This window comes from Mycobacterium sp. IDUB_24, assembly GCF_055419385.1.
This window is the reverse complement of the sequence record NZ_JBVAXO010000001.1, coordinates 233,784-257,298: the sequence shown is the minus strand read 5'-3', so window position 1 is coordinate 257,298 and position 23,515 is coordinate 233,784. Positions and strand designations below refer to the sequence as shown.

At 66.2% G+C, this 23,515-nt stretch carries 28 protein-coding genes; 10 read left to right on the top strand and 18 right to left on the bottom strand.

Translation table 11 applies throughout. The features are described 5' to 3' along the window. Positions 1 to 3: 3 nt before the first annotated feature. Both ACZYZF_RS01280 and miaB read right to left on the bottom strand, forming a co-directional pair. A complete protein-coding gene (locus ACZYZF_RS01280; protein WP_463745550.1) occupies positions 4 to 657 on the bottom strand; it encodes an Rv2732c family membrane protein in 654 nt (217 codons plus the stop codon). Further along, complete coding sequence (gene miaB / locus ACZYZF_RS01275) at positions 645 to 2,201, bottom strand: tRNA (N6-isopentenyl adenosine(37)-C2)-methylthiotransferase MiaB (RefSeq protein ID WP_463745970.1); 1,557 nt, start codon at positions 2,199 to 2,201, stop codon at positions 645 to 647. Before miaB ends, ACZYZF_RS01280 begins: the two co-directional genes overlap by 13 nt. 158 nt (positions 2,202 to 2,359) lie before the next feature. Here miaB and ACZYZF_RS01270 point away from each other — a divergent pair, with 158 nt between their 5' ends. The 4 genes from ACZYZF_RS01270 to ACZYZF_RS01255 are packed head-to-tail and all read left to right on the top strand — an operon-like array spanning position 2,360 to position 5,555. After that, complete coding sequence (locus ACZYZF_RS01270; RefSeq protein ID WP_463745969.1) at positions 2,360 to 3,088, top strand: amino acid ABC transporter ATP-binding protein; 729 nt, start codon at positions 2,360 to 2,362, stop codon at positions 3,086 to 3,088. A 24-nt stretch (positions 3,089 to 3,112) separates the two neighbouring features. Next, the gene (locus tag ACZYZF_RS01265; RefSeq protein WP_463745549.1) at positions 3,113 to 3,925 is read left to right on the top strand and encodes a glutamate ABC transporter substrate-binding protein; all 813 of its coding nucleotides are present in this window, start codon (positions 3,113 to 3,115) and stop codon (positions 3,923 to 3,925) included. Between the two features lie 21 nt (positions 3,926 to 3,946). Next, positions 3,947 to 4,627 carry an amino acid ABC transporter permease gene (locus tag ACZYZF_RS01260; RefSeq protein ID WP_463745548.1) on the top strand — a complete coding sequence of 227 codons (681 nt, stop codon included), beginning with the start codon at positions 3,947 to 3,949 and terminating at the stop codon, positions 4,625 to 4,627. Positions 4,628 to 4,658: 31 nt separating this feature from the next. After that, positions 4,659 to 5,555 (top strand): amino acid ABC transporter permease, encoded by an 897-nt coding sequence (locus tag ACZYZF_RS01255; RefSeq protein ID WP_463745547.1) that lies wholly within the window; start codon positions 4,659 to 4,661, stop codon positions 5,553 to 5,555. Between the two features lie 66 nt (positions 5,556 to 5,621). Here ACZYZF_RS01255 and recX read toward each other — a convergent pair whose 3' ends face one another. The 5 genes from recX to ACZYZF_RS01230 all read right to left on the bottom strand — a co-directional run bounded on the left by recX (position 5,622) and on the right by ACZYZF_RS01230 (position 9,004). Beyond that, entirely contained in the window at positions 5,622 to 6,185 is a 564-nt protein-coding gene (gene recX / locus ACZYZF_RS01250) for a recombination regulator RecX (protein ID WP_463745546.1), read from the bottom strand. Continuing rightward, positions 6,154 to 7,209 carry a recombinase RecA gene (gene recA / locus ACZYZF_RS01245; RefSeq protein ID WP_463745545.1) on the bottom strand — a complete coding sequence of 352 codons (1,056 nt, stop codon included), beginning with the start codon at positions 7,207 to 7,209 and terminating at the stop codon, positions 6,154 to 6,156. Before recA ends, recX begins: the two co-directional genes overlap by 32 nt. Positions 7,210 to 7,366: 157 nt before the next feature. Further along, entirely contained in the window at positions 7,367 to 7,570 is a 204-nt protein-coding gene (locus ACZYZF_RS01240) for a hypothetical protein (RefSeq protein WP_463745544.1), read from the bottom strand. A gap of 56 nt (positions 7,571 to 7,626) precedes the next feature. Then, positions 7,627 to 7,821, bottom strand: coding sequence for a DUF3046 domain-containing protein (locus ACZYZF_RS01235; RefSeq protein ID WP_463745543.1), 195 nt, complete (start codon positions 7,819 to 7,821; stop codon positions 7,627 to 7,629). A 10-nt stretch (positions 7,822 to 7,831) separates the two neighbouring features. Further along, complete coding sequence (locus tag ACZYZF_RS01230) at positions 7,832 to 9,004, bottom strand: glycosyltransferase (RefSeq protein WP_463745542.1); 1,173 nt, start codon at positions 9,002 to 9,004, stop codon at positions 7,832 to 7,834. Positions 9,005 to 9,044: 40 nt separating this feature from the next. On the opposite strand from ACZYZF_RS01230, the gene ACZYZF_RS01225 reads away from it, so the two are divergent. Beyond that, positions 9,045 to 9,479: a limonene-1,2-epoxide hydrolase family protein gene (locus tag ACZYZF_RS01225; protein ID WP_463745541.1), complete on the top strand. Its 435-nt coding sequence runs from the start codon at positions 9,045 to 9,047 to the stop codon at positions 9,477 to 9,479. Positions 9,480 to 9,483: 4 nt separating this feature from the next. Here ACZYZF_RS01225 and pspM read toward each other — a convergent pair whose 3' ends face one another. From pspM to pgsA, 5 genes are all read right to left on the bottom strand, one after another. Continuing rightward, positions 9,484 to 10,302 (bottom strand): phage shock envelope stress response protein PspM, encoded by an 819-nt coding sequence (gene pspM / locus ACZYZF_RS01220; RefSeq protein ID WP_463745540.1) that lies wholly within the window; start codon positions 10,300 to 10,302, stop codon positions 9,484 to 9,486. A 20-nt stretch (positions 10,303 to 10,322) separates the two neighbouring features. After that, positions 10,323 to 11,138, bottom strand: coding sequence for a phage shock protein PspA (gene pspA, locus ACZYZF_RS01215; protein ID WP_463745539.1), 816 nt, complete (start codon positions 11,136 to 11,138; stop codon positions 10,323 to 10,325). Between the two features lie 207 nt (positions 11,139 to 11,345). After that, entirely contained in the window at positions 11,346 to 11,687 is a 342-nt protein-coding gene (clgR, locus tag ACZYZF_RS01210; protein WP_463745538.1) for a transcriptional regulator ClgR, read from the bottom strand. Positions 11,688 to 11,782: 95 nt separating this feature from the next. Beyond that, a complete protein-coding gene (locus ACZYZF_RS01205; RefSeq protein ID WP_463745537.1) occupies positions 11,783 to 12,271 on the bottom strand; it encodes a CinA family protein in 489 nt (162 codons plus the stop codon). Further along, the gene (pgsA, locus tag ACZYZF_RS01200; protein WP_463745536.1) at positions 12,249 to 12,854 is read right to left on the bottom strand and encodes a CDP-diacylglycerol--glycerol-3-phosphate 3-phosphatidyltransferase; all 606 of its coding nucleotides are present in this window, start codon (positions 12,852 to 12,854) and stop codon (positions 12,249 to 12,251) included. Before pgsA ends, ACZYZF_RS01205 begins: the two co-directional genes overlap by 23 nt. 42 nt (positions 12,855 to 12,896) lie before the next feature. Here pgsA and ACZYZF_RS01195 point away from each other — a divergent pair, with 42 nt between their 5' ends. Further along, the gene (locus ACZYZF_RS01195; protein WP_463745535.1) at positions 12,897 to 13,418 is read left to right on the top strand and encodes an amino-acid N-acetyltransferase; all 522 of its coding nucleotides are present in this window, start codon (positions 12,897 to 12,899) and stop codon (positions 13,416 to 13,418) included. A 56-nt stretch (positions 13,419 to 13,474) separates the two neighbouring features. Here ACZYZF_RS01195 and ACZYZF_RS01190 read toward each other — a convergent pair whose 3' ends face one another. Continuing rightward, positions 13,475 to 16,051: a DNA translocase FtsK gene (locus ACZYZF_RS01190; protein WP_463834319.1), complete on the bottom strand. Its 2,577-nt coding sequence runs from the start codon at positions 16,049 to 16,051 to the stop codon at positions 13,475 to 13,477. A 159-nt stretch (positions 16,052 to 16,210) separates the two neighbouring features. Here ACZYZF_RS01190 and ACZYZF_RS01185 point away from each other — a divergent pair, with 159 nt between their 5' ends. From ACZYZF_RS01185 to ACZYZF_RS01175, 3 genes are read left to right on the top strand one after another with little or no spacing between them, the layout of a single operon-like run. Further along, entirely contained in the window at positions 16,211 to 16,525 is a 315-nt protein-coding gene (locus ACZYZF_RS01185) for a putative quinol monooxygenase (RefSeq protein ID WP_463745533.1), read from the top strand. Further along, positions 16,525 to 17,352: a mycofactocin-coupled SDR family oxidoreductase gene (locus ACZYZF_RS01180; RefSeq protein ID WP_463745532.1), complete on the top strand. Its 828-nt coding sequence runs from the start codon at positions 16,525 to 16,527 to the stop codon at positions 17,350 to 17,352. The genes ACZYZF_RS01185 and ACZYZF_RS01180 overlap by 1 nt, the downstream gene beginning before the upstream one ends. Next, positions 17,349 to 18,218, top strand: a complete 870-nt coding sequence (locus ACZYZF_RS01175) for an SAM-dependent methyltransferase (RefSeq protein ID WP_463745531.1) — start codon at positions 17,349 to 17,351, stop codon at positions 18,216 to 18,218. Before ACZYZF_RS01180 ends, ACZYZF_RS01175 begins: the two co-directional genes overlap by 4 nt. On the opposite strand, the gene ACZYZF_RS01170 is transcribed toward ACZYZF_RS01175, so the two are convergent. Next, positions 18,215 to 18,619: a group III truncated hemoglobin gene (locus ACZYZF_RS01170; RefSeq protein ID WP_463745530.1), complete on the bottom strand. Its 405-nt coding sequence runs from the start codon at positions 18,617 to 18,619 to the stop codon at positions 18,215 to 18,217. The genes ACZYZF_RS01175 and ACZYZF_RS01170 overlap by 4 nt on opposite strands. A 176-nt stretch (positions 18,620 to 18,795) precedes the next feature. Between ACZYZF_RS01170 and ACZYZF_RS01165 the strand changes: the two genes are divergently transcribed. Further along, entirely contained in the window at positions 18,796 to 19,233 is a 438-nt protein-coding gene (locus ACZYZF_RS01165; protein WP_463745529.1) for a hypothetical protein, read from the top strand. Here the strand turns inward: ACZYZF_RS01165 and ACZYZF_RS01160 are convergent. From ACZYZF_RS01160 to thyX, 4 genes are read right to left on the bottom strand one after another with little or no spacing between them, the layout of a single operon-like run. Next, on the bottom strand, positions 19,219 to 19,893 hold the full coding sequence (locus ACZYZF_RS01160) for a hypothetical protein (protein ID WP_463745528.1): 675 nt from the start codon (positions 19,891 to 19,893) through the stop codon (positions 19,219 to 19,221). The genes ACZYZF_RS01165 and ACZYZF_RS01160 overlap by 15 nt on opposite strands. Positions 19,894 to 19,940: 47 nt before the next feature. Next, complete coding sequence (locus ACZYZF_RS01155) at positions 19,941 to 21,617, bottom strand: ribonuclease J (protein ID WP_463745527.1); 1,677 nt, start codon at positions 21,615 to 21,617, stop codon at positions 19,941 to 19,943. Further along, on the bottom strand, positions 21,617 to 22,519 hold the full coding sequence (gene dapA / locus ACZYZF_RS01150; protein WP_463745526.1) for a 4-hydroxy-tetrahydrodipicolinate synthase: 903 nt from the start codon (positions 22,517 to 22,519) through the stop codon (positions 21,617 to 21,619). Before dapA ends, ACZYZF_RS01155 begins: the two co-directional genes overlap by 1 nt. A 58-nt stretch (positions 22,520 to 22,577) precedes the next feature. Further along, positions 22,578 to 23,330, bottom strand: a complete 753-nt coding sequence (gene thyX / locus ACZYZF_RS01145) for an FAD-dependent thymidylate synthase (protein WP_463834317.1) — start codon at positions 23,328 to 23,330, stop codon at positions 22,578 to 22,580. Positions 23,331 to 23,515: the final 185 nt, after the last annotated feature.

Here is a 23,515-nt window from a genome sequence, read left to right as displayed (position 1 = left end):
AAACTAGGTCTGATCCGGCTGGTCCGGCTTCTCGCCGGCCGTATCGGGCTTGGTGACGTCGGTGGTGGTGACGTCGGTTCCGGTGTCGCCGCCGGGCATAGGGATGCCGAGCACGTTGCGCTGCTGATGCTGCGCGGCTTCGCGGCGCCGATCCGCCTCGGCCGCCAACTGCAGTGCGGTACGCGACCACACCACGCGGGCCCAATGGAAAGTCAGCACGATCACGGCCAGCCAGCCGATGATCAGCCCGATTCCGGGGCCCGGATGGCCTGCAGCGGTCTGACGCGACCACACCGCAAGCATCCCGAGCGCACTTGCCACGGCCGAACCGGCCAGCGCGGTCCAGGCCAGCGCCCAGCGGCGAGTGATCAGCGCCAGGGTCGAGAACCCCACCGAGAACACCAGCGCCAACCAGGTGAACACCCGCGACGGCAGTGAGATGCCGTCGTTGATCGCCGTGGCGTCACCGACCAGGACGTCGAACCCCTTGGTGGAGCCCGTGTGCGGCAGCACGAACGACAGCAGTACCACGAACACCAGGATGGCCACGACCATCGCCCGCGGACCCGAGTCGAACTCGCGGGTGACCTTGCGTTCGACGGCAGCCAGGTCGTCCTTGAACCGGTCGAAGTCGCTTTCGTTGTTCAACAGCCACATCCTCCTGATGACGGCAGGGATTCCGGCGCACCGATCCGCGGCAACCCGAGACCGACGCCGGTACGCGGGCGCTGCCCCGCCTCGTGGGCGTCACCGGCGCGGGTGCGCCGATGGGTGGCCAACGGGGCGTCGGCGATCAGATGGTGCGGCGCGGCGCCGGTCACGGTCGTGGTGACGATGTCGCCGGGCCGGATCCGCTCCGCGTCGGCGCCGGGGCTGAAATGCACCAGCCTGCCGTCACGTGCCCGGCCCGACATGCGGGCGGTGCTGGCGTCCTTGCGGCCCTCGCCCGTGGCGACCAACAGTTCCACCGCCCGGCCGATCTGAGCTTGGTTCTCCTCCAGGGAAATTCGCTCCTGTAGCTCGATCAGCCGTTGATAGCGTTCGGTGACAACCGCTTTCGGCAACTGATCGGGCATCTCGCCGGCCGGGGTACCGGGCCGGATGGAGTACTGGAACGTGAACGCGGTGGCGAACCGCGACCGCTCCACGACGTCGAGCGTGGCCTGGAAGTCTTCCTCGGTCTCGCCCGGGAAGCCGACGATGAGGTCGGTGGTGATCGCGGCGTGCGGGATCGCGGCGCGGACCTTGTCGATGATGCCCAGGTAGCGCTCGGCCCGGTACGAGCGGCGCATTGCCTTGAGGATGCGGTCCGACCCGGACTGCAGCGGCATGTGCAGTGTCGGGCAGACGTTGGGGGTCTGCGCCATCGCCTCGATCACGTCGTCGGTGAACTCGGCCGGGTGCGGTGAGGTGAACCGCACCCGCTCCAACCCTTCGACCTGGCCGCAGGCGCGCAGCAGCTTGGCGAATGCACTGCGGTCGCGGGACACTTCGGACCAGTTCATCGGGTCCTCGCGCAAGCGCTCGTCCGCGGCAAAAGACACGCCGTAGGCGTTGACGTTCTGGCCCAGCAGGGTGACCTCGAGCACGCCCTGGGAGGCGAGGGTCTGTACCTCGGCCAGGATGTCCCCGGGGCGGCGGTCGACCTCCTTGCCGCGCAGCGACGGCACGATGCAGAACGTGCAGGTGTTGTTGCAGCCCACTGAGATCGACACCCATGCCGCATAGGCGGACTCCCGCGTCGCGGGCAGAGTGGACGGAAACTCCTGGAGCGCTTCGACGATCTCGACCTGGGCGGCGCGGTTGTGGCGGGCCCGCTCCAGCAGCGTGGGCAGTGACCCGATGTTGTGGGTGCCGAAGACCACGTCGACCCACGGGGCGCGGCGCAGGACCGCATCGCGGTCTTTCTGGGCCAGGCACCCGCCGACGGCGATCTGCATATTCGGATCGGCCTGTTTACGCGGAGCCAGGTGACTGAGATTGCCGTAGAGCTTGTTGTCGGCGTTCTCGCGCACCGCACAGGTGTTGAACACCACGATGTCGGCGTCGGCTCCGTCGGGGGCCCGCCGGTATCCGGCGTCCTCGAGTAGGCCCGACAGCCGCTCGGAGTCATGCACATTCATCTGGCAGCCGTAGGTGCGGACCTGATAGGTGCGTGCGCAGCCGAGGGCCGGGTCAGCCGATGCGTCCCGGTTCACCATCGTCGTCACGGCCTCAATGGTACGGAGCCCCCGGAAACGTTAACGCGGCGGATTCACGAGATCCGGGCAGGCAGGGCGTTCCCTGGGTAAGGTCACCTGCCATGGGTAGCCCCGGCGAGCAGCCGCAGGTCGACGACGCAGCAGCACCAGATGTGCCGATGATCTCACTGTCGGGAGTCAACAAACACTTCGGACCCCTGCATGTTCTCAACGACATCAACCTCGATGTGGCCCGCGGCCAGGTGGTGGTGGTGCTCGGCCCGTCAGGTTCTGGCAAGTCCACGTTGTGCCGCACCATCAACCGGCTGGAGACCATCGACTCCGGGCAGATCGCGATCGACGGTCAGGCGCTGCCGGCCGAGGGCCGAAAGTTGGCCCAACTGCGTTCGGATGTCGGCATGGTGTTCCAGTCCTTCAACCTGTTCGCGCACAAGACAATTCTGGAGAACGTCATGCTCGCACCGTTGAAGGTGCGCAGGAAGTCCAAGGCGCAGGCCCGCGAGAGCGCGATGGCCCTGCTGGATCGCGTCGGGGTGGCCAACCAGGCCGACAAGTACCCGGCTCAACTGTCGGGCGGTCAGCAGCAACGCGTCGCCATCGCGCGCTCACTGGCGATGAACCCGAAAGTCATGCTGTTCGACGAGCCCACCAGCGCACTCGATCCCGAGATGATCAACGAGGTTCTGGCCGTCATGACGTCGCTGGCCGGCGAGGGAATGACGATGGTGGTGGTCACCCACGAGATGGGCTTCGCCCGCCGGGCGTCTGACCGCGTGGTGTTCATGGCCGACGGCGCCATCGTCGAGGACTCACCACCAGCCGAGTTCTTCGACAACCCGAAATCGGACCGCGCAAAAGATTTTCTCGGCAAGATCCTTCACCACTGACGCTCCGCCGAAAGGAACCCGCAAATGCCCTCCGTGCCGTTCAAGTTGGTCGGTACCCTCGCGCTCGCGATCGCACTCCCCTTCACCGCGACCGCATGCGGCGGCGGTGGCGACTCCAGCAAGATCATCATCGGCAGCAAGTACGACCAGCCCGGCCTCGGCCAGAAGAAGCCTGACGGCACCATGTCCGGGTTCGACGTCGACGTGGCCAAGTATGTGGCGAACGAACTCGGCTACCCCGAGGACAAGATCGAGTGGAAGGAAGCCCCCTCGCCGCAGCGCGAGACGCTGATCCAGAACGGTCAGGTCGAATACATCGTCGGTACCTACTCGATCACCGATGCCCGCAAGGAGAAGGTCGACTTCGCCGGCCCGTACCTGCTGACCGGGCAGAGCCTCCTGGTCCGCGCCGACAACACCGACATCACCGGGGCAGCATCGCTGGAGAACAACAAGAAGCTGTGCTCGGTATCGGGATCCACCCCGGCGCAGAACATCAAGGACAAGTACCCGAAGGTGCAGCTGCAGCAGTTCGACACCTACTCGGCGTGCGTCGATGCGCTCAAGAACGGCATCATCGACGCGGTGACCACCGACGAGGTGATCCTGGCCGGCTTCGCCGCGCAGAGCCCGGGCACCTTCAAGATCGTCGGTGACACGTTCTCCGAGGAGCGTTACGGCATCGGCCTGAAGAAGGGCGACACCGAGCTGCGCAAGAAGATCAACGACGCGCTCGAGAAGATGGAGTCCAGCGGCGCCTGGAAGGAAGCGTTCGAGCGCAATCTCGCACCGGCCGGTATCCAGACCCCGGCGCCACCCGCCGTCGACCGAAACTGAGCCGGAGACAGCACACCGACCGTGGAGATTTTCGACGCACACCGCGACCAGATATTCGCGGCGTTCTGGACCACGATCCAGCTGACGGTGTACTCCGCGATCGGTGCGCTGATCCTGGGCACGGTGCTGGCCGCGATGCGGCTGGCACCGACGCCGGTGATGAACTGGCTGGGCACCACCTACGTGAATATCGTGCGCAACACACCGTTGACGCTGATCATCCTGTTCTGCTCGTTCGGGGTGGGCCAGACGCTGGGCATCACCCTGGTCGACCCTCATTCACCGACTTCGATCGCAGACAGCAACTTTCGTCTGGCCGTGCTCGGGTTGACCGTCTACACCGCGTCTTTCGTGTGTGAGACGGTGCGGTCCGGGGTCAACACGGTTCCGCTGGGCCAGGCCGAGGCGGCCCGCTCACTGGGCCTGAGTTTCGGCCAGAATCTGAGGATCATCCTGTTGCCACAGGCTTTTCGGTCGGTGATCATCCCGCTGGGATCGGTGCTCATCGCATTGGCGAAGAACACCACCATCGCCTCTGCGATCGGGGTGGCCGAGGCCGCACTCTTGATGAAGGAGATGATCGAGAACACCGCCGCCCTGTTGACGATCGGCGTGATCTTCGCGACCGGGTTCGTGATCCTGACCCTGCCACTGGGGCTGGTCTTCGGATGGTTGGGTAAGAGACTGGCGGTGGCCAGGTGATGAGCGCTTGCGCGAAGAACGGACAGACACAGTGAGCAGCGCATCGGTTCTCTTCGACGCACCCGGCCCACGGGCCCGAATCCGCAATCGTCTTCTCACCCTGCTGACTGTGGCCGTCGCTGCTGTGCTGCTGGGTTTCGTGATCTGGCGGATGTCGGCCAAGGGCCAGCTCACCAGTCAGAAGTGGGAGCCGTTCCTGACGGCCGACCTGTGGCAGACGTACGTCCTGCCCGGCGTGCAGGGCACGCTGACCGCCGCGGCGGTCTCCATCGTGTTGGCGTTGATCCTGGGTGTGCTGCTCGGGGTAGGCCGACTGACCCCGATTGCGCCGATCCGTTGGGCGTGCGCGGTGATCGTGGAGTTCTTCCGCGCGGTTCCCGTGCTGATCATGATGATCTTCGCGTATTTCCTGTTCGCCGTTTACGACGTGTTTCCGTCGAAGCAGCTGGCGCTCGCCGGTGTCATCACGGGGCTGACGCTCTACAACGGTGCCGTGATCGCCGAGATCGTACGGGCCGGCATCAATACCCTGCCCCGCGGTCAGCATGAGGCCGCCGCGTCGCTCGGCATGTCCTGGGGACAGACAATGCGGTTGATCCTGCTACCGCAGGCGGTCACCGCCATGCTGCCGGTCCTGGTATCCCAACTGGTGGTGGTACTCAAGGACACCGCGATCGGCTATCAGATCACCTTTGTCGAGATGGTGCGCCAAGGCACGGTCATCGGGTCGGCATACGGCAACTACCTCCCGGCGCTGATCGTTATCGCCATCTTGATGATCACGGTGAACTTCACGCTGTCCTGGTTCGCGACCTGGCTGGAACGGCGCCTGCGCCAATCTGCTCGCGGCCCCGCCCCGATGGAGGCCGAGGCCGTCGAACAGGAAGGTGCACCGGGCGCGCAGGTGCTGCACACACAACGCGATTGACGGGCTCAGACCTCGCCTTGATCGGACTGGGCGATACCGTCGCCGCCACCGGACGTAAAGACTGACCTACACCCGGCGGCGCTCCCGCTCGCCGGCTAGCTCGACGCTGACGACGTCGAAGGCCATCGACTGGTTGTAGCCGCGTCGCGCCAACATGCCGACGAGCCGACGCGTCACCTTCACATCGCCGTCATCGTCAGTGAGCCGCTCGCGACGCAGCTTGTCCCGAACCAACTGTTCGGCCCGTTGCCGTTCGGCCGCCGGATCCAGGTCAGCCAGCGCGGCGTCGATGACCTCCTTGTCGACGCCCTTCTTGCGAAGCTCGACGGCCAAGGCGCGCTTGCCTTTTCCTGAGTTGGCGTGCCGGGACCGCACCCACTGCTCGGCGAAGTCCTCGTCATTGATCAGCCCGACCTCGGTCAGCCTGCTGAGCACGGTGGCACTGAGGTGCTCGTCATAGCCCCGTTTGGTGAGCTGTTCGGTCAACTCGGCGCGGGTGCGGGCCCGCACGGTGAGCAGGCGCAGGCAGACATTCTTGGCCTGCTCCTCGCGTTTACGAGGATCCTCCGCCTGCTCCCCCTCGGGCTTACCCGACGGCTCAGAAGTCAACCGGGGCGGGAAGGACGTCATCAGCCTTCACCTCGGCGGTCACGACAGCACCGATACCGAGCTTTTCCTTGATCTTCTTCTCGATCTCGTTGGCGACATCGCCGTTCTCCAACATGAACTTCCGGGCGTTCTCCTTGCCCTGACCCAACTGCTCACCCTCATAGGTGAACCAGGATCCGGACTTGCGGATGAAGCCGTGCTCGACGCCCATGTCGATGAGCGAACCTTCGCGGCTGATGCCGTGGCCGTACAGGATGTCGAACTCAGCCTGCTTGAAGGGCGGCGAGACCTTGTTCTTGACAACCTTGACACGGGTCCGGTTACCGACCGCGTCGGTACCGTCCTTGAGCGTCTCGATACGACGAACGTCCAGACGGACCGAGGCGTAGAACTTCAAAGCCTTACCACCCGTGGTGGTTTCGGGTGAGCCGAACATCACACCGATCTTCTCGCGAAGCTGGTTGATGAAGATCGCGGTGGTACCCGAGTTGTTCAGCGCACCGGTCATCTTGCGAAGGGCCTGGCTCATCAGGCGGGCCTGCAGACCGACGTGGCTGTCACCCATCTCGCCTTCGATCTCGGCGCGGGGCACCAGCGCCGCCACCGAGTCGATCACGAGGATGTCCAGGGCGCCCGAGCGCACCAGCATGTCGGCGATCTCCAGCGCCTGCTCACCGGTATCGGGCTGACTCACCAGCAGCGAATCGGTGTCCACACCGAGCTTCTTGGCGTACTCGGGATCCAGGGCGTGCTCGGCGTCGATGAACGCCGCGATACCGCCGGCGGCCTGGGCGTTGGCCACCGCGTGCAGCGCCACAGTGGTCTTACCCGAGGATTCCGGGCCGTAGATCTCGACCACGCGGCCACGCGGCAGGCCGCCGATACCGAGTGCCACGTCCAGGGAAATCGAACCGGTGGGGATCACCGAGATCGGCTGGCGCACCTCCTCGCCGAGGCGCATCACCGAGCCTTTACCGAAGTTCTTGTCGATCTGGGCCATCGCCAGTTCGAGCGCTTTTTCGCGATCAGGGGCCTGTTGCGCCATGATGGTGCCTCTCCGAGTAGTCGTGCTGACCGGTGTTCCGATCGGTTGGCCGTGACGCTAAAGCAAGCCACCGACAACCTCGGTTTTCCAGCCGAACACCGCCCACACTAGACGAACATCTGTTCGATTCAAGAGGACACGCCGGAGATGGCCCCGGTCAGCGACGCCAGTTGGGAAAGTTGTCGAGATCCCGCAGCGTCATGACGAACCCGAATGCGCCAACGGCGATGGCCACGAAATATCCGAGAGCGGCCTGCCATCCAGCCAGAGTTGACGCGACCAACCAGCACAGCAGCACTGCTGCGATCACCAGCAGGACACCGTAGAGGGGCGTCCGCATCGGATGGTCACCGAGACCCATGACTCCGGTATACGCCGAAAATTCACATAGTGGAAGCCGGTCGGCTCACCGCGGATTCACCACAATTCGCGCGGGACATCGAAGTCGGCGCACAGCGCCCGCCACACATTGCGCGGGTCCACCCCGTCCTCGATGGCCTGTACGGCCGTGCGGCCGTCGAGAGCAGTGAGCACGTGGTCGACGAGCAGCGAACGACCCCGCATCTCGCCGAACTGGCCGTCTACGAGCTCATTGAATTCCGTCAACCGCACGAGCTCAAACCTACCCAGTTCCGGTGAGAGCGTCTTGGCACACCCGTACCGGATCTGCCACCTCGGCCAGCGAGGCGCCGGCGCGCTGCGCAGCCACCCGGTAGGAGGAAGACCCGAGCACGGTGCCGACCGCGGCCGTCAACGCCTCTCCGGACAGCGGCCGCACCAGCTGCGCACTACCTTGGCGCACAACACGATTGGCGATCTCCCACTGATCACCGCCGCCGGGCACCACCACCATCGGTACACCCGCGAGCAGCGCCTTGGACACCAGGCCGTGCCCGCCACCGCAGATCACCAGGTCGGCGTGCGACAACAACTCGTCCTGGCGGCCGAGGCCCACCGCCGCCCACGGGGGCACGTCGACATCGGCCCCGCCCAGCCGCGACACCACCACGCGGGCCCCTTCCGGCAGCGTCTGGCCCGGGCGCAACGAATCGAGAACCAGTTCGGCCATCCCCTGCGTCCCGGTGGTCGCGGTGGAGGGCGCCACCATCACGACCGGCCCCGAACCCGGCGGCACGGTCAGCACCGCGTCGGTCGGCTCGAAATGCAGCGGGCCCACCACCACGGCCTCGGCCGGCCAATCCGGACGGGGCACCTCCAATGCCGGCAGCGTGGCGATCAACCGGCGCAAGGGCCCGGGGTCCTGCGCGGGCAGGCCGATCGCGGCCCGCACCGCGGCCCGCTCAGCCAGCCCTGCCCGCACGGACCGTGCGGTCAGCGCCCGCATCACACCGTCGCGCAGTCGTCCCCGGATGCCGACACCGGCGGCCAGCCCGCTGCCGAGCGGCGGGAGCCCCTTCGACGGCAGGTACAGCGGGTGTGGGCTGAGCTCTACCCACGGCAACCCGAGCAGCTCGGCAGCCAGCCCGCCACAGGCGGTGATCACGTCGGAGACCACGAGATCCGGGTGCAGCTCCGCCAGCCCGGGGACGTTGAGCTGCGCCATCCGCCCGGCGCGCTGGTGGATCTTGGACCCGGCGTCGGCATCGTCGTCGACATCGGTCGGATCGAGACCGACGAGCTCCACCGCATCGATGCCGGCGGCCCGCGCGGTGTCGAGCCATTCCACCCCGGTCAGCAGCGTCGGGATATCGCCCGCAGCCAGGAACTTCAGGCACAACGCAAGGGCCGGGAAGGCATGTCCGGGATCGGGTCCGGCGACGACGGCTACGCGCACCGGCCTACCTTGCCACAGCCGTGCCCACTAGGCTTCGGGCATGTCTGACCAATCCACCACCGCAACGCAGACCCCGACCGCGACGGTCGAGACGTTCCTCAACGCGCTGCAGGAGCAGGACTTCGACACCGCCGAGAACGCGCTGGCGCAGAACCTCGTCTACCAGAACGTGGGCCTTCCGACCATCTACGGACGCCAACGTGCGATGAAGCTGTTCCGGTCGATGCAGGGCAAGACCGGATTCGAGGTGAAGATCCACCGGATCGCCGCCGACGGCGCCGCCGTGCTGACCGAACGCACCGATGCCCTGGTTTTCGGGCCGGTACGCCTGCAGTTCTGGGTATGCGGTGTTTTCGAGGTGCACGAAGGCCGAATCACCCTCTGGCGGGACTACTTCGACTTCTTGGACATGTTCAAGGCAACTCTGCGTGGCTTGGCCGGCGCGGTCGTGCCGTCGCTGCGTAGCTCGATGTAGCGATTCAGGCGCGGCGCAGCTGACCGAGCTCGTCGAACGCCTGCGCCCAGCCCACCAGACGATCGGTGGCGCTGGTCAGTTCGTTGCGGTAGCGCTGTTGCGACAGTGGCGACGCCGCGGCCTGACCACTGTTCACCGTTGACACGAGTTGCGCTGCGGCAGTGACCATCTCGTTGTACTGCCGCACGCCCTGGCCGAGCTGGGCGGCGAACGCGTTGATGGTGGGCACCAGATGCTGGCGCGACTGCGGAGCATTGCTGATCGCGCGCTCCATCGAGACCACCTCGGTGGCGGTGGCCGCCATCGTCCGCGCGGTCTGGTTGGCCACCGAGGTCAACTCCCGCAGTTCGCCGGCGGGCAGAACCCGCCCGCGCTCCAGCACGCCGAGTAGCGAGAACATCCCCCGCTCAGAAGCCATCAGCGCCGCCATGGGCTGACGGGCCGCCGAGCCCCAGGGCGGCAGCCGGCGTCCCGAGGCCGGCCGCTCCGCCGGGAGCGGCTCGGCACGCAGCCACCGGTAGCGCAACCAGAACAGCGTCGCCGGGAACGCCGCGCCCGCCGCGATCGTGCCGGTGATGATCAGGCCCCAGACCGGTGTGCTCCACGACGCCAGCAGCGCCGTCACCAGCACCCAGAACCCACTCGAAAGGGTGAAGAACACCCCGAAGCGCAACGCCCACCGCCGCTTGCGCAGCAGCTTTGCGCGCGGATCGGCGGCAGCGCTGAGCTTTTCGGTGAGGGCCCCGGACAGGTCTGCCGCGGTGTCAATCCCCCGTTGCACCAACGACTTCCAGGCGTCGGGTCGACCGGTCTTGGTAGCCATGATCTGGGACACTCGAATCTCTACTGGCCGAGCGGGTTTTCAGGGGTGGCAGGGGTTTGGTTGGCCGCCGGGGAGGCCGGTGTGGCCGGGGAGGCACCGCCGCTGGGCAGGGAATCACCGCGCATCGACGCCCGGATCTGCTCGAGGCGGGAATGGCCGGCCATCTGGACGCTGGCCTGCTGCACCTCCATCATGCGGCCCTGCACCGAGTTCTGCGCGAGCTCGGCCTCGCCCATGGCGTTGGCGTAGCGGCGTTCGATCTTCTGGCGCACTTCGTCGAGGCTCGGGGTGTTACCCGGCGCGGCGACCTCACTCATCGACCGCAGCGAGGAACTGACCTGCTCCTGCATCTTGGCCTGCTCCAGCTGCGACAACAGCTTGGTGCGCTCGGCGATCTTCTGCTGCAGCATCATCGCGTTCTGCTCGACGGCCTTCTTGGCCTGGCCGGCAGCCTGCAGGGCCTGGTCGTGCAGACCCTTGAGGTCCTCGACGCTCTGCTCGCTGGTGACGAGCTGGGCGGCGAATGCTTCGGCGGCGTTGGTGTACTCGGTGGCCTTGGCCGCGTCACCGGCAGCTGTGGCCTGGTCGGCCAGGTTCAGCGCCTGCCGGACGTTGACCTGCAGCTTCTCGATGTCGGCGAGCTGGCGGCTGAGCCGCATCTCCAGCTGGCGCTGGTTGCCGATGACCTGCGCGGCCTGCTGGGTGAGCGCCTGGTGCTGACGTTGCGCGTCCTCGATGGCCTGCTGGATCTGCACCTTCGGGTCGGCGTATTCGTCAACCTTGGAGCTGAACAGCGCCATCAGGTACTTCCACGCCTTGACGAACGGATTGGCCATGGGTTCGTTCCGCCTTATCTGTCGGGCTTGTCTGCCAGGCCCCTAATCGGGCCATGTCGTTCAGGTTGCCGCAATTCCTCTGATGCCAACTTATCGGTTCTGGACATGCAGCCACAGCCCCGCAGCCTGTTCGTCTGGGCGTTTTGCGAAAATTCGCGCCTCCGGCACGAACAGCACAATCAGGCCGGCGTCGAAACCGCACTCATGTCACGCAACGGCCATCGACACGACCTGCGGAATGACCACCTTGGTCGCGGCATCGATGTGGGCGAGATGGGCGTGCGCCGGCACCTCAACCGCTGCGGATGCGTGTTCGCGCTCGGCCAGGTTCTCACCCGCATCGGTGAGCACCTGCGACAGCGGGACATCCAGCGCGTCGCAGATGGCGCTGAGCAGCTCGCTGGAGGCCTCCTTGCGGCCCCGCTCGACTTCGGAGAGATACCCGAGGCTGACCCGGGCCGAGTCGGACACTTCACGCAACGTCCGTCCCTGTTCGGTGCGGGCGTGACGCAGCACGTCGCCGATCACCTCACGCAGCAATGCCGTCATCGTGCCCTCCTTCGACTGGCGGGTCGCAAGTCCGCTTACTGACCAACGCCGCGGAACACCGCATGGTTCCCGAAAGGTCCGGCTGCTGAATGTGGCTACTGGTTCTCGACCAGGAAACGCAGCCGGGCGATCGCCGCGTCGACGGCGGCGCGGCGGATGTCCCAGCGCGAGCCGGACAGGGACAGCTCGACTACCTCGGTATCGACCGGCCCGGCCAGCCCGATGAACACCTTGCCCACCGGGTGTCCGCCGTGTGGCTCCGGGCCGGCCACGCCCGTGAGGCCGACGCCCCACGTAGCTGCGCAACGCTGCCTGGCGCCGACGGCCAGTGCCCGCGCCGTGGGCGCCGCGACCGGGCCCACCGCGTCCAGCACCTGCGGAGCCACTCCTGCCAGCCAGATCTTGGTGTCCTCGTTGTAGGTGATCAGTCCGCCCTGCAGGACCGCGCTGGCACCGGTGACGCCGGCCAGCGTCGCCGCGAGCAGTCCGCCGGTCAGCGACTCGGCGGTCGCCACGCTCTGTGAACGCACCGTCAGGTCGGCGACCAGCACCCTGGCGTCGTCACTGAGCAGCGGATCGTCCACGGGAATCCCTGATCGCGGATATGACGTAATCGGCGCCGGTGAGCACGGTCAGCACCACAGCGGCCCACATGATCACCCAGGCCACGTCGAGCCAGATGTCGGGCCACGAATGCAGCGGCAGCACGAACAGCCCGATCGCCACGGCCTGCACCAGGGTCTTGAGCTTGCCACCGCGACTGGCCGGGATCACCCCGTGACGGAGCACCGCGAATCGCAGCACAGTGATTCCGATCTCACGGGTCAACACCACCGCGGTGATCCACCACGGCAGGTCGTGAAGCATCGACAGGCCGATCAGCGCCGCCCCGATCAGCGCCTTGTCGGCGATCGGGTCGGCCAGGGTGCCGAATTCGGTGATCATGCCGTAGCTGCGGGCCAACGCGCCATCGAGATGGTCGGTGATCACCGCCACCGTGAACACCGTGAAAGCGGCGATCCGCCAGACGGATTCATGACCGTCGCCGACGAACAGGAATACGAGGAAGACCGGAACGAGCACCATCCGTACACCGGTGAGCACGTTGGCGAGGTTGGCCACGCGCGCACGCGGGACCACCGGATCGGTTGAAGGTTGGCCCGGCACCGCAACAGAATATCGGTTGCCGTAACGGATACTCTTGCGCCTGTGACCCCAGGCAGTGCCGAGCCGGCCCCGCACCCCGTGGTTCGCCGCGCCAGCACGTCCGATGTCCCGGCCATCAAGAGCTTGGTTGACGTCTACGCCGGCAGGATCCTGTTGGAGAAGAACCTGGTCACGCTGTACGAGGCGGTCCAGGAATTCTGGGTCGCCGAACTCGACGGCGAACTCGTCGGATGCGGTGCGCTCCATGTGCTGTGGGCCGATCTGGGCGAGGTGCGCACCGTGGCGGTACATCCGAAAGTCCGCGGCACCGGCGTCGGGCACGTTCTGGTCGAGCGGCTGCTCGACGTCGCGCGCGATCTGCATCTGAGCCGCATCTTCGTGCTGACCTTCGAAGTCGACTTCTTCGGCAAACACGGATTCGAGGAGATCGACGGGACTCCGGTGACCGCCGAGGTGTACGAGGAGATGTGCCGCTCGTACGACACCGGCGTGGCGGAGTTCCTCGACCTGTCCTACGTCAAGCCCAATACCTTGGGCAACACCCGAATGCTGTTGACGCTCTAGGCGATTTGTGGAGTCTTACCCGTACTGGTCACGGGTAGGACTCCACAAATCCCGGGCTAGAACTCGTCCGGATCGTCGTCGGCATCGGCACCGTTGGCGTCGGCCCCGCCGCGGATCAACGCCAGCGTGCCGGCCAGCTCGTCGGGCTTGACGAGCACCTCGCGCGCCTTCGAGCCCTCGGACGGCCCGACGATCTGGCGCGTCTCCATCAGGTCCATCAACCGGCCCGCTTTGGCGAACCCGACCCGCAGCTTGCGCTGCAGCATCGAGGTGGAACCGAATTGCGAGGACACCACCAGTTCGACGGCCTGCAGGAGGACGTCCATGTCGTCGCCGATGTCGGGGTCGACGTCCTTGCGTTCCCCGGCCTTCACGGCGGTGACGCCCTCGACGAACTCCGGCTCGGCCTGGGTCTTGGTGGCCTCGACGACGGCGTGGATCTCCTCGTCGGTGATGAAAGCGCCCTGCATGCGCTTGGGCTTGTTGGCGCCCATCGGCAGGAACAGGCCGTCGCCCATGCCGATCAGCTTCTCGGCGCCCGGCTGGTCCAGGATGACGCGGGAGTCGGTGAGCGACGAGGTGGCGAAGGCCAGCCGCGAGGGCACATTGGTCTTGATCAGACCGGTGACGACGTCCACCGACGGTCGCTGGGTTGCCAGCACCAGGTGGATACCGGCGGCGCGGGCCTTCTGGGTGATCCGCACGATGGCGTCCTCGACGTCACGCGGCGCGGTCATCATCAGGTCGGCGAGCTCGTCGACGACCGCGAGGATGTACGGGTAAGGCTTGTAGACCCGCTCACTGCCGAGCGGGGTGCTGATCTCCCCGGAACGCACCTTGTCGTTGAAGTCGTTGATGTGACGCACCCGGGACGCCTTCATGTCCTGGTAGCGCTGTTCCATCTCCTCGACCAGCCAGGCCAGCGCTGCCGCAGCCTTCTTGGGCTCGGTGATGATCGGCGTGATGAGGTGCGGAATGCCTTCGTAGGGCGTGAGTTCCACCATCTTAGGGTCGATCAGGATCATCCTGACCTCTTCCGGGGTGGCCCGTGCCAGCAGTGAGACCAGCATCGAGTTGACGAAGCTGGACTTACCCGAACCGGTGGAACCGGCCACCAGCAGGTGCGGCATCTTTGCCAGGTTGGCCGAGACGAAGTCGCCCTCGATGTCTTTGCCCAGCCCGATGACCAACGGGTGGTGATCGCGCCTTGTCGAGGCTGCGGTCAGCACGTCGGCCAGCCTGACCATCTCGCGGTCGGTGTTGGGCACCTCGATGCCGACGGCGGACTTGCCGGGGATCGGCGCGAGCATGCGGACGCTCTCGGTAGCCACCGCGTAGGCGATGTTGCGCTGCAGGGCAGTGATCTTCTCGACCTTGACACCCGGGCCGAGCTCGACTTCGTAACGGGTGACGGTGGGCCCGCGCGTGCAGCCGGTGACGGCGGCGTCGACCTTGAACTGGTCCAATACCGAGGTGATGGAGTCGGCCATCTGATCGTTGGCGGCGGTGCGCAGTTTCGGTGGATCACCGGCGATCAGCAGATCCAGCGAGGGCAGCATGTAGGGCCCCTCGACCACCCGGTCCATCACCAGGGTGTCGTCGGGTTTGGGCTTCGGCTCCGATTTGGCTTCAGCCTTCTTGCGCCGGGATTTGACCGCGGGCTCGGGGACGGTGGGCGCGTCCTCGACCAACGGGTAGTTGTCCAACGGCGTGCCGGTCGGAGCCTTGGGTGCCTCGATGGCGGCTGTCGGCCAGGTCTGAGCCTGCGTGTCACCGCGTGCGGTGTCGTCGTCGTAGTAGCCGTCGGACAGGTCGTCGTAGCCGTCCTCGTCATCGAATTCGTCGACGTAATCGCCGTCGTATTCGTCGTCGTAGTCATCGTCGTGGAACGCCCGCGTGCTGAACATGGTCCGCAGGGTCGAGGGCACCTCGCGGATCGTCGTGCCGGTGACGAGCAACAGACCGAACAGCGCGCCCATGAACAGCAGGGGCGCGGCGATCCACTCGGTCAGGCCGTCCGAGAGGGGCCCGCCGATGGCAAAGCCGACGAATCCGGCGGCGTGCTGACGAGCGATGGGATCCTGCGGCGATCCCGACCACAGGTGCCACAGGCCGAGCAACGGCAGCGCGATCATTGCCGATCCCAGGATCAGCCGGGGTCGCGACTCCGGATCCGGCTCGGTGCGCATCAGGACGACGGCGACGGCACCCAGGACGACGGGAACCAGGACAACCGGGCCTCCGATGAGGGTGCGCAGCGCCGTGTCGATCCACTGCCCCACCGGACCGGCCGCGTGGAACCACGAACTCGCGGCGACGACGACCGCGATTCCGAGCAGTGCCAATGCCAGGCCGTCCCGACGATGTCCGGGTTCGATATCACGGGCGCGGCCCACCGAACGGGCGGTCGAACCGGCGCCCTTGGCGAGCATCAGCCAACCCGCGCGGGCTCCCTGACCGAGCTTCTGTCCGGCGGCGGAAACAGGTGAGGCCTGTGGCCGGCGTGCGGGCTTGCGCCGTGGCGCTGCCGGGCGGCCCTTACGGGCCGGCGCCTGACGCCGCGAACCGCCCCGCGAGCTGGCGTTCGACCTGCTCGAACGCGGTCCGGATCGGCCGGCGGTCTTGTTAGCCATGCCCGCAAGCCTAGTCGCATATGCCCCACAATCACCATCTGCCACACGGGTCACAAGACGGTATCGAATGACACTTAGCCATACGAACCGAATCCACCGGCCCATCGCTTAAGGTGGACACTCGTCCAGTTTCGGCACTCATCGAGGAGTTCTGCACCTATGCCTGTTGTCGTCGTCGCCACCATGAAGGCCAAGCCCGAGTCCGTCGACGCCGTGCGCGAGGCCTGCACCAACGCCGTCGCGACCGTGCACGACGAGCCAGGCTGCCAGCTGTATTCACTGCACGAGTCCGACGGCACGTTCGTCTTCGTCGAGCAGTGGGCCGACGCCGATGCCCTCAAGACCCACAGCACCGCGCCGGCCATCGGCACGCTGTTCGGCTCGATCGGCGAGCTGCTCGACGGCGCTCCCGATATCAAAATGTTGCAGCCCGTCGTCGCCGGTGACCCGGCCAAGGGCCAGTTGCGCGCCTAATGAGCAGCGAGGCTCCCCTGGCCGGGAAGGTCGCATTCATCACGGGCGCCGCGCGCGGCCAGGGTCGGGCCGAGGCTCTGCGGCTGGCCACCGACGGGGCCGACATCATCGCGATCGATCTGTGCGAACAGATCGAGTCGGTGCCCTATCCCCTGGCCACACCCGATGATCTGGCTGCCACGGTCAAGCTCGTCGAGGACGCGGGTGGCCGGATCATCGCGCTGCAGGCCGATGTCCGTGACGAGCAAGCCCTAGGGGCGGCGCTACAGACAGGTGTGGACCAGCTCGGCCGGCTCGACATCGTCGTCGCCAATGCCGGGATCGCGCCGATGCAGTCGGGCCCCGACGGCTGGCGCGACGTCATCGACGTCAACCTGTCGGGTGTGCACCACACCGTCGAGGCGGCGATTCCGATCATGGTCTCCCAGGGTGACGGCGGGTCGATCGTATTGATCAGTTCGGCGGCCGGACTGATCGGTGTGGGTGGCGGCGACCGCGGCTCGCTGGGTTACACCGCAGCGAAGCACGGTGTGGTCGGACTGATGCGGGCCTACGCCAATTTCCTTGCTCCACACAGTATTCGGGTCAACACAATCCACCCCACCGGGGTGGACACCCCGATGATCAACAACGAGTTCACCCGTGGGTGGCTGAAACACATCGCCGAGGAGTTGAACGCGCCGACCGATTTCAGCAATGCCCTACCGGTGCAGGTCATCCAATCGGAAGACGTTGCGAATGCGGTGGCCTGGCTGGTGTCCGATCAGGCGCGCTACATCACCGGCGTGACACTTCCGGTGGACGCCGGCATCGTCAACAAACGATGAGCAACCCCGTCGCCGCAACCGCACTCGGCCCGATGGTGCTGGCCGCCGTCGAGCAATACGAACCGGTGCAGCAACGGCTCGTCGACGACGACATGGCGTTGTCCTTCCTGCCGGCCGGGCTGCGCGCGTTCACCCGGACCACACGCTGGTCAGTTGCCCGCAGGCTTCTGATCCTGGCCACCGAGCGCTCCGGCCCGGGACTGTGGGCGAATCTGACCGGCCGCAAGCGATACATCGGGGACAAGCTCACGCAGGCGCTGCCCGATATCGACGCCGTGGTGATTCTCGGCGCAGGCCTGGACACCAAGGCTTACCGGCTGGCACGGCACAGTGCGATGCCAGTGTTCGAGGTGGACCTGCCCGTCAACATCGAGCGCAAACGCTCGGTGGTGCACAGCGCGCTGGGAGCCGTGCCGGACTCGGTACACCTGGTGCCGGTGGATTTCGAACGCGACGATCTGGCGGCCGAACTCGAGCGGCACGGCCACCGCGGTGAACACCGCACCTTCTTCGTCTGGGAAGGCGTGACTCAGTATCTGAGCGCCGACGGCGTCGAGGCGACGTTCCAGTTCCTTCGTTCGGCAGCGCCGGGCAGCCGATTGGCATTCACCTACGTCCGCAGCGATTTCATCGACGGCACCAACCGCTACGGGGCCGAATCGCTGTATCGCCGGTTCCGCGTTCGGAGCCAACTGTGGCAGTTCGGGTTGGACCCAGACCGGGTGGCAGGGTTCATCGAGCCCTACGGTTGGCAGTTGATCGAGCAGGCCGGGCCCGATTACCTCACCGAGCACTACATTTCGCCATCTGGCCGGAAGCTGACCGCCTCGCAGGTGGAATGGACCGCTTACGCCGAAAAGCGTTAGCAGGCCAGAGCGTCGAGTTCAGCGGCATCAGAACCGGCCAGTCTCCGGTGCATGGCCCTGGCGATGCGGCCGGCCTGGAGCTTGGCCCGCTCGGCATGCGGGCCCTCGAAGAGCTCGTCGACGGTATCGGTCCACAGGGTCAGCCAGCGCACGAAATGCTGTGCCGCCAGCGGATGACGAGCATGCAGTTCACGATGAACAGTCAGGGCGCTGCCCCGGTAGAGCCCGGCACGGAACAGCACGGTCTCCCAGAAGTCGCCCATGACCGGGATGTGGGACCGCAGCCCTTTGGCGCGCAGCTCGGCGAACGGCTCGGCAAGCACGGGGTCGGACAGCGCCTTGCTGTAGAACCGCCACAGCAACAGCTCCACGTCGTCGCGTCCTGCCAGGTCTTCAGCCATCGGACGGACCCCTTTCCAGGCGGTGACACATAGTTTTTACAATTAATTCTTGTATAAACTCTAGCCGTGATCACCGCGCCGATCCACCTCGGATCGATGCAGGGACTTTTGGAAAGCTGGCAGGCGCCCGCCGACAGGAAAACCGGCCGAGCAGTCGGCCCACTGGGAGGTATGTGATGAACGCCGGTTTGGCCGTGGCGGTTGCAATCGCCTTCTGCTGGCTGGGCATGGTGCTGGCGATCTCGTTCCTCGAGGCGCCGCTGAAGTTCGGTGCCCCGGGTGTGACGCTACAGATCGGACTCGGCATCGGACGCAGGGTTTTCCGCGCGCTCAACGCGGTGGAGACCGCATTCGCCGTCGTCATCATCGTGACCTTCGCCATGCACCGCCCGTCGGCAGCGGTGATCGCGGCCTTCGCAGTTGCCATCGCGGCACTGGCGGTGCAATTGATCGCGGTGCGGCCCAAGCTGATTCAGCGGTCCGACGCCGTGCTGGCCCTCGCCCCGGGCGAAGAGGCGGCGCCACGTTCGCACGCGCACTACTACTACGTCGGGTTCGAGCTCATCAAGGCGATCGCACTACTGGTCGGCGGGGTCCTGCTACTGGCCGGCTGACTCCGGGCTGGGCGTATTTACCTGGACCACAACACCGTTCGTATACGGCCGGTGCGGGTCGCGCGGATTCGTCTCGGGAAGTATCAGGCGCCACCCCTTGTCCGGGTTCTTGTCCCGGGCCACCAGGAACCCACCCCGGGCGCCCGGGCCGGCGAGTTCGTCGGCACTGCGAATCGGACCGTCTGCGAACAGACCGCCGGCCTGAGCCTGCCCCGCCGGGTCCGCGGCTGACCGCGCGAGCCAGGTGGCGATCGCGTCGTGGACATACGCCGCCTGCGCGTCGGACAGCCGGGTGTCGATCAGGATCGCGGCTTTGGCATCGGGGAAACCCGCCCGGTACACGTCACACAGCACGCCACCCTGCATCACCCGGTCGTAGAAGCGCCGCATCAGGACGGACGGCATGAGCCTCGACCCCACCAGGACAGTGGCAAGCGCCACCACGAAGACGATGGTGACGATTGTGTCGGGTCCGTGCTCTCGGACGACGACCGCATACAGCGCCCAAGGGAACATGAGCGCGCACAAGACGCCACCTACGACGAGCAGATATCGAAGAAAGTAGGGGTACTCCACAGCACGCTTGATCTCTTCCGCCGAACTGTGCGGGGGCATCGGACGACGTCGTGCGAATGGCACCTCAGGTGCGGGGCGGCTCACCGCCCCAATCTAACCGCACCGGCAGATGGCTCAGCGCACCAATTCGGCTAGATCTCGATGACGGTCGGAACGATCATCGGCTGGCGCCGGTAGGTCTCGCCCACCCACTTGCCCACGGTGCGCCGGACAGCCTGGGCGATTCGGGTCGGGTCGGTGATGTTATCTGCGGCAAGGGTTTCCAGCTCCCGCTCGACATTGCGGGCGACTGACTCCAGCGCCTTCGGATCCTCGGAGAATCCACGGGAAGACAGATGGGCCGGCGCGGCGGGCTTTCCGGTTTCACGGTGCACGACCACTGTCACCGCCACGAAACCCGAAGACAGGATGAGGCGTTCACCGAGCGTGGCGTCGCCGACATCCCCCGTCACCAATCCGTCGACGAACATCTTGCCGACGGTCACCGCGCCGGAGATCGACGCCTTACCCGCCACCAGGTCCACACTCACACCGTTCTCAGCCAGGACGATGTTCTCCGGCGGCACCCCGGTACTGGCGGCCAGCGCCGCGTTGGCGCGCATGTGACGCCAGGTGCCGTGCACCGGCATTACATTGCGTGGCCGCACCCCGTTGTAGAGGAACAGCAGCTCACCTGCGTAGGCGTGGCCGGAAACATGAACGCGCGCTTGGGCATTGGTGACGACACGAGCACCGATCTTGGCCAGCGCGTCGATGACGCCGTAGACCGCTTCCTCATTACCCGGAATCAGCGATGAGGACAGGATGATCAGATCGCCCGCCGTCAGCGTGATGCTGCGATGCTCGCCGCGCGACATCCGCGACAGCGCGGCCATCGGCTCACCCTGGGTACCGGTGGTGATCAGGACGACCTTCTCGGCCGGCATCATCTCCGCCGCGCCGATGTCGAGGATGTCGGCATCGGTCACCCGTAGGAGGCCGAGCTCACGGGCGATACCCATGTTGCGCACCATCGAGCGCCCGACGAACGAGACCCGTCGACCCAACGCCACCGCGGCGTCGACGATCTGTTGCACGCGATCGACGTTCGAAGCAAAGCAGGCCACGATCACGCGGCCCTCGGCACCGCGGATCAGCCGGTGCAGTGTCGGACCGACCTCACTCTCGGACGGGCTGACGCCCGGGTGTTCGGAATTGGTCGAGTCACACAGGAAAAGGTCGACGCCGGCGTCACCGAGCCGGGACATGCCGGGCAGGTCCGTCGGGCGGCCGTCGAGCGGTTGCTGGTCGAGCTTGATGTCTCCGGTGTGCAGGACGGTGCCGGCGCCGGTGTGGATCGCGACGGCCAAGCATCCCGGGATGGAGTGGTTGACCGCGAAGTACTCGCATTCGAAGACGCCGTGCTGGCTGCTCTGCCGCTCGGCGACCTCGACGAACACCGGTTTGATGCGGTGCTCGCGGCACTTCTCCCGGATCAGCGCGATGGTGAACTTCGAGCCGACCACCGGAATGTCCGGACGCTGCTTGAGCAGGAACGGGATCGCCCCGATGTGGTCCTCGTGGGCGTGGGTGACGACCAGTGCCTCGACATCGTCGAGCCGGTTCTCCACGTGACGCAGGTCCGGCAGGATCAGGTCGACGCCGGGTTCGTCGTGTCCCGGGAAGAGCACCCCGCAGTCCACGATCAGCAATTTGCCCAGGTGCTCGAACACCGTCATGTTGCGGCCGATTTCACTGATTCCACCCAGCGCGGTAACTCGCAGACCGCCGGGGACCAGTGGCTTGGGGGGCGCGAGTTCGGTGCTCACTATCGCAACACCGCCGCCGCACGCATATCGATAGCCAGCGCCTCGATTTCAGCGGGCGTGGCTGGGATCTGCGGCAGCCGTGGCACGCCGGCGTCGAATCCCTGCAACCGCAGGCCCTCCTTGGACATGGTGACCCCGCCCAGGTGGGCCTGGGCACGGGCCAGTGGGGCCAGTGAGAGGTTGATCTTGCGGGCCGTCGCGATGTCACCGGAGTTGAACGCGGTCAACATGTCTCGCAACTGACCTGCGGCCAGATGCCCCCAGACGCTGACGAAACCGACCGCACCCATGGCCAGCCAGGGCAGGTTCAAAGTGTCGTCACCGGAGTAGTACGCCAACCCGGTCTCGGCGAGGATCTGGCCACCGCCGTGCAAATCGCCCTTGGCGTCCTTGACGCCCACGATGTTCGGGTGCGCGGCCAAAATGCGGATGGTCTCCCAGGCGATCGGGATCGAGGATCTCGGTGGAATGTCGTAGAGCAGGTTCGGCAGATCGGTGGCGTCGGCGACCGCATTGAAGTGCGCAACGAGACCGGCCTGCGGAGGACGTGAGTAGTACGGCGTCACCACGAGCAGACCGTGTGCCCCCTCGGCTGCGGAGGCCTTGGCCAGGTGCACGCTGTGCGCGGTGTCATAGCTGCCCGCTCCGGCGACGATACGGGCCCGGTCCCCCACGGCCTCCAGCACGGCGCGCAGAAGCGCCAGCTTCTCGTCGTCGGTGGTGGTGGGCGATTCGCCCGTGGTACCCGAGAGCACAAGACCATCGCAGCCGGCGTCGACCAGGCGATTGGCCAGGCGAGCGGCAGTTTCGAGATCGAGCGAACCGTCGGGCTTGAACGGAGTTGCCATTGCGGTCAACACCGTGCCCAACTGGGCTGTTACATCGATTCCGCTCGTGCTCACGCGCCAAGATTACCCCGGGTCGATCGGACCTCCGTCGCGGTGTTGACCGGCCACTCCGTCAAGCCTCCGTGGCCAAAGGCGACGTTGCCACCTCACTGCCGTCCGCGAGCGTCGAAATCTCGAAATCGGAGAACACCGCTGGGGCCGCTTCGACGAGCTCACGCAGGCACGCGATCGCCAGCCTGCGGATCTCCACATCGGCATGTTCGCTGGCCCGCATCGCGATGAAGTGGCGCCAGGCGCGGTAGTTGCCGGTGACCACGATGCGGGTCTCGGTGGCGTTGGGCAGCACCGCGCGGGCGGCTTGCCGGGCCTGCTTGCGACGCAGGACAGCGTTGGGCTGGTCTGCGAACTTGGCTTCCAGCCGTGCCAGCAGGTCGATGTAGGTCGCGCGGCTGGCATCGACGGCAGCGGTGAAGAGCTCCACCAATTCCGGGTCGTCCTCGAACCCGGGCGGAACCACCACCTCGGCGTCGTTCTCCGGGACGTAGCGCTGGGAGAGCTGCGAGTAGGAGAAGTGCCGGTGCCGGATGAGTTCGTGGGTGGCCGACCGGGAGATGCCGCTGATGTAGAAGGACACCGACGCGTGTTCGAGGACCGAGAAATGGCCGACGTCGATGATGTGGCGGATGTAGCTCGCGTTGGTCGCCGTCCGGGGATTGGGCTTCGACCAACTCTGGTAACAGGCCCGGCCCGCGAACTCGGTGAGCGCGGGCCCGCCCGCGGCATCGGTGCTCCACGGCACGTCCGGCGGTGCCTGGAATTCCGTCTGGGCGATCAGCTGCACGCGCAGCGGCGCGATCTCGGCCACTCGCCCACCCTACTGTCGAGCCGTTTGCAGCGGCATGGCAGCGCGCCGACATCTACGCCAGGGCGGTTGGTCGGACGGCGCCACGACCCCGCTGCAGAAATCGGCAACCGTTCGACCCAACGCGATCGGTATCGCTCCTAGACTTTCCTGATGTTCTGCGCCGTCCCCTCGCCATCGGCACACCA